Annotated in this window: 8 protein-coding genes; 7 read left to right on the forward strand and 1 reads right to left on the reverse strand. The window is 47.2% G+C overall.

Annotated elements, in window-relative coordinates; translation table 11 throughout:
* Positions 1–6: 6 nt before the first annotated feature.
* Positions 7–2,094: a vWA domain-containing protein gene (locus tag GRP75_RS06865; RefSeq protein ID WP_237448946.1), complete on the reverse strand. Its 2,088-nt coding sequence runs from the start codon at positions 2,092–2,094 to the stop codon at positions 7–9.
* 638 nt (positions 2,095–2,732) lie between these two features.
* Here GRP75_RS06865 and GRP75_RS06870 point away from each other — a divergent pair.
* The 7 genes from GRP75_RS06870 to GRP75_RS06900 all read left to right on the forward strand — a co-directional run.
* Positions 2,733–4,901, forward strand: a complete 2,169-nt coding sequence (locus GRP75_RS06870) for a transcriptional regulator (protein ID WP_160788929.1) — start codon at positions 2,733–2,735, stop codon at positions 4,899–4,901.
* A 119-nt stretch (positions 4,902–5,020) separates the two neighbouring features.
* Positions 5,021–5,446 carry a hypothetical protein gene (locus GRP75_RS06875; protein WP_013311475.1) on the forward strand — a complete coding sequence of 142 codons (426 nt, stop codon included), beginning with the start codon at positions 5,021–5,023 and terminating at the stop codon, positions 5,444–5,446.
* 130 nt (positions 5,447–5,576) lie between these two features.
* A complete protein-coding gene (locus GRP75_RS06880; protein ID WP_071558380.1) occupies positions 5,577–6,026 on the forward strand; it encodes a J domain-containing protein in 450 nt (149 codons plus the stop codon).
* Positions 6,027–6,058: 32 nt separating this feature from the next.
* The gene (locus GRP75_RS06885) at positions 6,059–6,607 is read left to right on the forward strand and encodes an FHA domain-containing protein (RefSeq protein ID WP_053325939.1); all 549 of its coding nucleotides are present in this window, start codon (positions 6,059–6,061) and stop codon (positions 6,605–6,607) included.
* Between the two features lie 67 nt (positions 6,608–6,674).
* Complete coding sequence (locus GRP75_RS06890) at positions 6,675–7,202, forward strand: FHA domain-containing protein (protein ID WP_160788925.1); 528 nt, start codon at positions 6,675–6,677, stop codon at positions 7,200–7,202.
* A gap of 35 nt (positions 7,203–7,237) precedes the next feature.
* Complete coding sequence (locus tag GRP75_RS06895) at positions 7,238–8,068, forward strand: PP2C family protein-serine/threonine phosphatase (protein ID WP_160788926.1); 831 nt, start codon at positions 7,238–7,240, stop codon at positions 8,066–8,068.
* A gap of 22 nt (positions 8,069–8,090) precedes the next feature.
* The coding region (locus tag GRP75_RS06900) for a PP2C family protein-serine/threonine phosphatase (RefSeq protein WP_369127578.1) at positions 8,091–8,993 on the forward strand (903 nt) is incomplete at its 3' end.

Genomic DNA, 8,993 nt, shown 5'->3' on the forward strand with positions numbered 1-8,993 from the left:
CGGACATTATCCTGTCGGAGCTTGGATATGGTCGGTGTACACTGAAGTATTCGGTTTAATCGCTTTGTATCGCAGCTCGATTTCAGTCACACCATCCTCGAATGTAATGTACAGTTTGTCGCTGTACTCCATGACCGCTTTTTTGTTACGGGCTAATCTGATCTTTCCATGCTGTAAGGCGCAGCGTGTATCATGTTTTACGATTAGGCTCCCTTTTTTACCTGCGGAAAATACGATCCGTTCCGCTTCTGGCAACGGTTCGTGAACGTCAAGCGTACGGAACAATTCCTGCAAGCTGACCTTACGGCCCGGAAAGGAGGTGAGCGGCCAAGATTTTACCGGAATCTCCTGTCCACTTGCTGTAGCGAGAAAATATCCTTCAATTCTTCCGGCAAACTGCGGTTTCGGCCGCAAGAACCAATACAGAAGAGCAGCTACTACGACACTGATGGCTACCGTCCATTTAATGGCTGTATATCGGGATTGTACGGAAACGGTTAGTGTAGCGCTGCTGGATGCTCCTTCCGGATCGGTAGCGGTAATCTTCAGCTGAGAGTCACCTGTGTGGAGCTCGGATAGCAGCAGATCATTACCGTTAATCTCAGCATTGATCGTATCCCCAGAGGATTCTGAATCCAGCTTATAGTTCAGCTTGTCATGATTCGGGTCAACAATAAAATCTGATAAACTTCGACGGGAATCACCGTCTTCCTTTACCAGGTGAATCGTCAGGTCTTTCAAGACTTGTGGTGCTGCATTGGCCGCGTGAACCTTATGTACAGTTCCCTTACGGTACCATTGCGGACTATCCAGAGATAGCTGCCATGTATAATCCCCGGTTTGAGGGAACGCATATTCGGTATGAAAGGCTCCTGACTTATAGGTCATAGGCACCTTTTTGGCTGTGCCCCCCTTGGGAGTAACTACAATATGGGCTTGGAGAGACGTATATACGGCTTCATCTGTAAGCTTTTGATTGTTCGGCAACAGAAGCTGAGCTTGAAACGGTGTCGCTTGACCTTTCAGCAACTGCACAGGCTTGTCGCCATCAGTTGCCGTTGCTTGCTTTCCTCCCATGGTAGCCTCGGCTTCCAGTCGATAGCTGCCAAGTAAATTGATTTTCACCAAATCTCCGCGTATGCCCCGTAGTTTCAACTTCACTTTACCTGCCTGTGGATGCTCGATTTTTAAAATCGCATATCGGCTCGACTTGTACCTGCGGACATTTTCTGAATTGGAATATAGCTGTGTTTCCAGAAGGGGATGCTCCGACAAAAGCACCAGATTGGCTTCCTCCATACTAGAATCAGGTAGAGTTACAGTTAATTCTTGCATCTCGCCAGTGGTCGTAATTGCAGCAATTGGAACGAGCTTGGAGCGAATTTGACTGGCGAAAATACGGTTCAGAATTTCAGGCAGATCCTCGGCACTACTCGTAATAAAAGAAGCTCCACCCGTTTGAGAAGCGATCCGTTCGAGTTCTTGTCGGTTCACTGTGCCATCATGGTTCAGACCAATCGTGTACACCGGATATCCCTTGGTCTGTGCAGATTTGATGACAGAGGACATATCGTTATTGGAGTCACCTTTAGATCGGGAACCAGAGGAGGCACCAAAATCAGTCTCTCCATCTGACAATAGAATCATAAAAGGCTGACGCCCTTGGGATGCTCCTGCCGCTAGCAGCTCCGAGCCTTTGCGCAACCCAAGTCCCAAATCCGTATAACCGGAACGGTTTAGCGTTCTGATATCCTGCTGGATTTGGGATTTTTGCGCTGCCACGGCAATCGAAGTCAGTGGTTTCGAGGCGACCACGTTGTGATTGTAGGCAACGAATCCTACGCGTGTGCGGTCTGCATCACTCAAATCCATAAACATATTGATGACTTCGGCGGCAATGCCCTCAGGATCAGTATCCCTCATGGAATAACTGGTATCCAATACAAAAACGGCATCATAACCCTCGATCGGGACAGCACCCAAAGATGCTGCATTAGCCTGATTTACAGTGCAAATGACCCCATTTAAGCCCATTTGTAAAAATAGTACAAAAGTCATGAAAACGATAATCCCTAGTTTCCTTATTCTGAACATAAGCTCCTCCATCGTCGAGACCAACATGGGGGGATCAACTCTCCTAATCCTTGGGATATAAGGGATAAAGGATCAAAACAGCTGATAACCCTCACATTAGCCATGAATTTGATTCTTTTACGCTTATCAGAAATATCCAATGGACTTCTATCGGTAATTGAGTTCCATTTGTGAATATTTCCCTGAAGAAACAGGTCTAACATATCATGAAAATTACGTATTCACGCATAAAATGAGTCAAAATGCCCTGTTTCAATCTGAGACTACAGAAATTGACAAAACTGAAGGGTGCTTTGTATGATAGCTCTCGTATCAACGGCAAAAATTGGGATTGAAGTTAGGAATACGAAATCATAAATTTAAAATTTCTGTGTTATCTGACTTTTTAATTTGAAAAACATCTCATTTGTATGCTTTGCCGTTAAAAGCCGAATAACGCTTCGGACCGATTTTCGAGGTTACATGCCTGTACCGTAAATGTGGTATAAGCTCAATCCTTTGACGAATTTAAATGTTAAGTAGGGGGGAGGAGGCAAAAGAACTAAAAATGAGTATTCGTCCGTTTCAAATTGGACATCCCGTGTCCGTATATGGAGCAATGGACCTATAACTCATACTTTATTCATTTGCCGACAGCGATGGAAATCATTTATCAAACCAACCGGACAATGCTTTTTGAAGAGATTAACCCGGAAAAGCTGGACCTGATCACCATTGTAGGTGATGTGAAGGGTATTGACAGCTTGAGCGATGAAAAGATCAAGGAAATTAATCAGCACCTTCTGGTGCGCAGCTTTGACGAATTTTTGGATAAGTTTTCACCAACCGTGTATTCGTTTTTTAACGCGGCCAATCAAAAAGTCGTCTACACCCTTAAAAAGCCAGAGGGAATTGATGAGGATAGCATTTCTGAAATTCGTGTAAATCAAAGTAATGACTTTCTGAAAATGTTGTTTACGCTCATCGATACCAAGCGCAGTCAAGGAATTACAAATGTAGATTTCAAATTTGAAAATCTGCTGGATATGATTTCACCGAAAAAGGTCATGGATGATATTCGTCAAGTCCGCAAAGAGATTCACTATATGTATGGTGAATACGACAAGCTGGATGATGGCGATCCAAAGAAACTCGACATGGGTGACAAGCTGAATGGAATGTTCGAGGAAGCGAGTCAGAACTATAACAACGTTATGGCTATGCTCCCACTGGCAATTGAGGACATCAAAACCCGCCTTCTGCTCGGTGGCGCCCAAGAGGAAAACTCCGGCGAGCTGATTCAGGTGGGTATGCTCTCCATTGGGGAAAGCGGCGAACTGAAAATTATTGAAGCGCCGAAGAGCGACAGTACTGAGCTGATGTTATTGGATGAGAACAGCACTGGCGATCTCTCCCAAGTATTCGAAGAGGATTATAACTCCATCACAGATACGCCTTCTGACTATGTGAAGGATTTGGTGGTTCGCACGTTTGTGCCACTGCCGGCAGTTCAGACCAAGGTGGATACAGCGGTTGAAGTTCAAAACTACAACACGTATCTGGAGTTCTATAAAAATGCCAAGGACGATTTCGTAAAGGCGGTTAAGCCGCTTGTGGAGAAAATTCTCGGTGTCAAAATGTTCTTCAATCAATATGCAACGAAGAGCAAAGACATGCTGCCGACAATGCTGGTGGCGAACAACAAGCTGGACATGCTGGTGAAAAGCAGCAATATCCCGCGCCTGGAAACGTACCTGAATACTGTGAATGCTAAGAATGAATTCAGCGACACGATCTGGTTCGGTATCGTTCCATCCGTCGAGCTTGAAGCAGCCGGTAAGGTAAAGGTTTCACGTGAACGCTTCAAGGGCAACGAGAAGGTCGTTAAGCAGGGCGGAAATTCTATGGAATCGCTCTCAATGCTGCTGCAAGTCGTGAAGGATTACAAAATTCAAATGTTCTTTAATTTTGAATCCGGTGAAGAAACGACTTTCAACAGTATGGCGACAGCAGGTATCGACAAATATGTCGATAAATGTGCCAGTCTCGTTCGCAGAGAATATAGCGAATTTGCCATTCCTTGTGTACCAAACTTTACGATTATTCCGAAGGACAAATCGGGTGTCATTATCGACAGCAAAATGCTACAGACCGAAGACGGTGTACAGCTCTCTAAGGAGAAAGAGGATATTCTCAAGCTGTGGATCGAGGGCGTTTATGTGGGTGCAGCCTATGTTGCCGCCGGCTTGGTCGCTTCCTATCAGTGTCCTGAATACCTGCGTGAGACGTTCAAAACGGTCAATAAGAACTTCCCTGGCGTACGCTTCGACATTGAAGCGGGAGACAACAGTCTGCGCACGGTGACGACGATGGCCAAGGAAATCACCGGTTTCACCAACACGATCAAGGATGCCATCAACCGTAAAAACTTCGGCTTTGTATTCTCATCGGAGAACGCCCAGATTCAGGATAAGGATATCCGCCGGATTACCGTCTACAAGGCGAGAAGCATGGCGATGTCCGAGGACGGCTTTGACTCCATCTACAAGACGCTGGTCAGCACGTACATTGAACGTATTTTGCGCTACCAGACAGGGGACTTCAAACACGAAAATATCGTCCGCTTCTTCAGTAACAATCCGAGCAGTCAGAAGAGCAAGTGGCTGAGCAGCAGAGGATCTGTTAACTCGATCATTCAGGACGGAGACGATATGAGCTTCATTATTGATGAGAAAAGCAATATGTGCCATATCGATCTGGTCTTCAACGGTAATGTGAAGAACCTGGAAGTCATGATCACTAAGGGAACCAGCTCGGTCAAATCATGATCCGAGCACTACGAAAGATGTTAGAGGCGTTTCTATCCAGAACCGCCTTTATACATAAATCGCGGAGAAGCTCTGCATCTCCCGCCATCATATTACCTAATTTCAAGGAGGCAACACACATGGGATTCAGATTGAAAGTAGAAGGACAAGAAACAATCGAGCTGGGCTTGGATAACATCCAAACGGTTATTTATGACACCGATACACCGGACGATTCCAATGCACGCTCCACTGACGTAGGCTCCACGCTGCGCATCAGCGGCAAAATCATCACAGCAGTAGACGGTGACAGCGCGGATGACACGCTGAAACTGGCTTTGTGGTCTCTGGTTCCTGCTGAAAAAGCAGACAGCTACCGTAAAGTAACACTGGAAGTTATCGCAGCTGATCAAGTTGTGCGTAAAATCCACTTCCCGAATGCTTTCGTTGTAGACTACAACGAGCACTTCGGCGACACAGAAGGTGTAGGTGCATTTACACTCTACATCAAACAAAAGAAAGACAAAACCGAGCTGGCTACAATCGACGGCGGATATCCGGTTTAAGCTTAACGTCTTCACGTTAAGTGCAGCTTAAACACACACTCACCCGGCACACAAGTGCAGGGTGGATAAATATTAAGAGGCCTACGGGTCTCTTAATATTTATTTTTTTCGGAGAGGGGAACATCACACAATGACCAACTACTATGAGCTGCTCGGTGTCAGCCGGGATGCTTCGGAGGCAGAGATTAAGCAGGCTTACCGTAAACTGGCCAAAAAGTATCATCCTGATACCAACCAGGGAAGCGAGGAAGCAACGCGCAAGTTCAAGCTAATTCACGAGGCTTACAATACCTTGCGTGACGAAGCATTGCGGCAGGCATACGATGCCGAGCTCATCCGAAAAACTGAGGGAGCTGGCGGGGAACAGCGAGAGAGAGGCAGAGGGGCTGCATCCTCCGGCGTGGCGCGTACGGCAGCCAAAGGATTCAATCCGGCTGATATAGGTACTGATTTTGAGCAATTTTTTGGTTTTCATCCGAAAACGAAGGAGGGCTCACCAGGGAAAAAAACGAAAAAACCCGGTGATCCGACGGATACCTCAGCGATGTTTAACCAATTTTTCGGTATTCGTAAAAAGTGATGATTTCAGGATAGAAATGGGGGAAGCAAGCAGTGAAAACGGCGCAGAACAGATGGGTTTTCATCATAGATGTTGCCATGTTCGGGCTGATGCTGGCGATCGCCTTTTATGTGTTTAATCGTACAGGCTACAGCGGTTTGAAAACCGTGGTCGCGATAGGTATTGGAATCGGCGTGCTTGTATACATATTGCGCAATCTGGTGTCCGTTGTACCCGTGGCCAAGCCAAAGACACAACGTCATCGGATTGCCAAGCTGGTGTTGATTGATGAAGAGGGCGAGTCCATTAAAGAATGGTATATCGAAGGCGAAACGTCGCTCTTAATCGGTAAAACAACGTCACGTTCAGAGGCGGATATTGATTTGGTAGGTACAGACTATGCCTCCCTGGTAAGTGTGGAGCACGCGGTGCTCAACCGGGTGAACAGCGACTGGTTTGTGGAGGATGTGGATTCCGGTAATGGTACAGGCTTGCGGTCTGCCAACGAAAGTGTAACCAAGAAGTTGGAAAGCGGTGAGCCATACCGGATTTACTCAGGTGACTTATTATATATTGCCAATACGAGACTGCTCGTTAAATAGATGAGGATGCTGCAAAATCCTTAGATCGCTGAAAAGACAATCATGACAATGGGGGAAGGAACCGACTATGAGTTTGACAAGATGCCCGAACGGACACATGTTCAGTACACGAAAGCACGGAAATACGTGTCCATATTGCAACACGGTAGTAAATGTAGCTGCACCCAAGAGCGCAGAGCCAGCAGCAAAAACAAACGTCGCGGGAGATAATGACAAAACAATGCCTTATTTGGGCGAGACAGTGGGCATTCATCCAGTAACTGGATGGCTGGTATGCATCGAAGGAGCACAGGTGGGTCAGGACTATCGCATTATGGCGGAGAAAAACTTTATCGGGCGCGCAGAGGAAATGCATGTCCGCATTATCGGGGATAACACGATTTCCCGCAGAAATCATGCTGTCATTGTGTATGATCCGAAGAGACGTAACTTTTACTTGCTGCCAGGCGATTCATCAGGTTTGGCGTACCACAATAACGAGGCGGTATATTCACCAGCAGAGCTGGCTGCCTATGACGTGATTCAGCTGGGACACAGCAAATTTATCTTTATCCCGCTGTGTGGCGCCCATTTTGAGTGGGATAACGAAAACTAGGACGGAATTGGGCAATGGTGCAGGGAGGTAACGATATGCAGCCTTATTTTGTTGTAAGTGGAGCTGCGGTACTATTCGCTGTTCTTCTCATGATCCGTATACGACTGACGCGAAGTTCCGGCAGCCGTACCGTGAGTGGAATTGAGATCGGAAATGGTCAAACGATCGGGAGCCGGAGCGAGCAGGATGATTATTTCTCCAGTATGATGACACCTGTCGGTACGCTGGCTGTTGTCGCAGACGGTATTAGTGGACTGGCCAATGGACGTATGTCCAGTACCTTAGCTGTGACGACTTTTACGAAGGCGTTTGCCAAGCTGGAAGATGCAACGAATTTGAACGGATATTTTGCAGAGGCGGCAACTCAAAGCAATCGCGGCATTTTGCAAAATTTGAATGGACAGGGCGGAGGAACGACGCTGGCTGCGGTCATTGTGTGCGGCTATCAGCTGTATTACGGAGCGGTGGGCGACAGCCTGATTACGATTTACCGCAATGGTCATTTCCAAACAGTCAATTCCAAGCATACAGCGGAAACACTGCTGGAGGAACGAGTGCTTGCTGGACAAATGACCTCGGAGGAAGCCAAAACGAGTCCAGTGCGCAATCAACTGGTCAACTACTTAGGCTATGAGGGCTTTGAGAGCATGGAACTGGGTAGTGCACCGATTCGTCTGTATTCAGGCGATCATGTGCTGCTGTGCAGCGATGGCATTCAGGAGGCGCTGACGGAGATTGAACTGGAAGAGATTATGCGCAAGGGTGGAACACCACAGGAAACAGCGGATGCCATGATCGACGCCATTAATGATAAAGGCTTTAAAAGTCAGGATAATGCGACAGTACTTATTTTGGCGATAGGATGAAACAAGAAAGACGGGGGTAGCGATGCGCAAGGACAACAGCGATTTTAGTACCGCCTTTGTGTCGGAAGCGGGCTCTTACATAGACAACCGGGACTATTTTGCATTCATGGAGACGGACGACATGGCCTGTTATGTCCTCGCAGACGGTCTGGATTCGGATCAGGAACTGCGCAGCGCAGAAATGGTTGTCAAAACGGTGCTGGAAAACTTCATGGAGAAGCCTTCCATGTCCAAACGGCGCTTGATGAGAGATCTTCGTGAAGCGCAGGAATGGCTGCAATTTGAAAGCCGTCGTGTTCGGCTCAAAGCCAGTCTGCTGATGGTAGTGACCAACTACAACAAAATGGTGTATGTTTCGTGCGGTAATGTGCGACTATATCATTTTCGCAATGGAAGGCTTAATTTTCGCAGTAAGGATCATAGCCTGGCTCAGTCATTGGCAGATGATGGACGCATTCCAGACGAAGCGACCAGCACACATGAGGAACGAGGCAATCTGCTGGAATACTTGGGAAATCCCAATGGAGTTCATGCCCATTACGCCAAAAAGACGCAGCTTGCAGATGGAGATGTAATCCTGCTCGCTACGTCAGGGATGTGGGAGGACGTCGAGTTGGCGGAAATGCTGGGGGCGCTAGAGGAAGCGAAGGACCCGGTCATGCTGACGGATACATTGGAAGAGGTTCTGCTAAGCAAACAGCACCGGACGGTGAATAATTACACGGCAGCGGCCATTTATGTAAATAAAGTTTTTCAGGAAAAGCCTAAAAACCGCCGTAAGCTGATCAAACGGATTTTGATTGCGTTGCTTGTCTTTATTGTTGTGGGCGGGGGAGCATGGATTACGCTGGCTCGTATGGCTGCGAATAAGGCAGCTGCGCTGGAAACGATGATCGAATCAGCCCAAGCCGCAGACGATTATGCA

It is taken from the genome of Paenibacillus sp. OT2-17 (assembly GCF_009827695.1).
Lineage (GTDB): Bacteria > Bacillota > Bacilli > Paenibacillales > Paenibacillaceae > Paenibacillus > Paenibacillus polymyxa_B.

What these genes read in the sequence shown, in the direction of transcription:
- GRP75_RS06865 (WP_237448946.1), bottom strand. Translation starts at nt 2,094, where the DNA reads ATGTTCAGAATAAGGAAACTAGGGATTATCGTTTTCATGACTTTTGTA.
- GRP75_RS06870 (WP_160788929.1), top strand. Translation starts at nt 2,733, where the DNA reads ATGGAAATCATTTATCAAACCAACCGGACAATGCTTTTTGAAGAGATT.
- GRP75_RS06875 (WP_013311475.1), top strand. Translation starts at nt 5,021, where the DNA reads ATGGGATTCAGATTGAAAGTAGAAGGACAAGAAACAATCGAGCTGGGC.
- GRP75_RS06880 (WP_071558380.1), top strand. Translation starts at nt 5,577, where the DNA reads ATGACCAACTACTATGAGCTGCTCGGTGTCAGCCGGGATGCTTCGGAG.
- GRP75_RS06890 (WP_160788925.1), top strand. Translation starts at nt 6,675, where the DNA reads ATGAGTTTGACAAGATGCCCGAACGGACACATGTTCAGTACACGAAAG.
- GRP75_RS06895 (WP_160788926.1), top strand. Translation starts at nt 7,238, where the DNA reads ATGCAGCCTTATTTTGTTGTAAGTGGAGCTGCGGTACTATTCGCTGTT.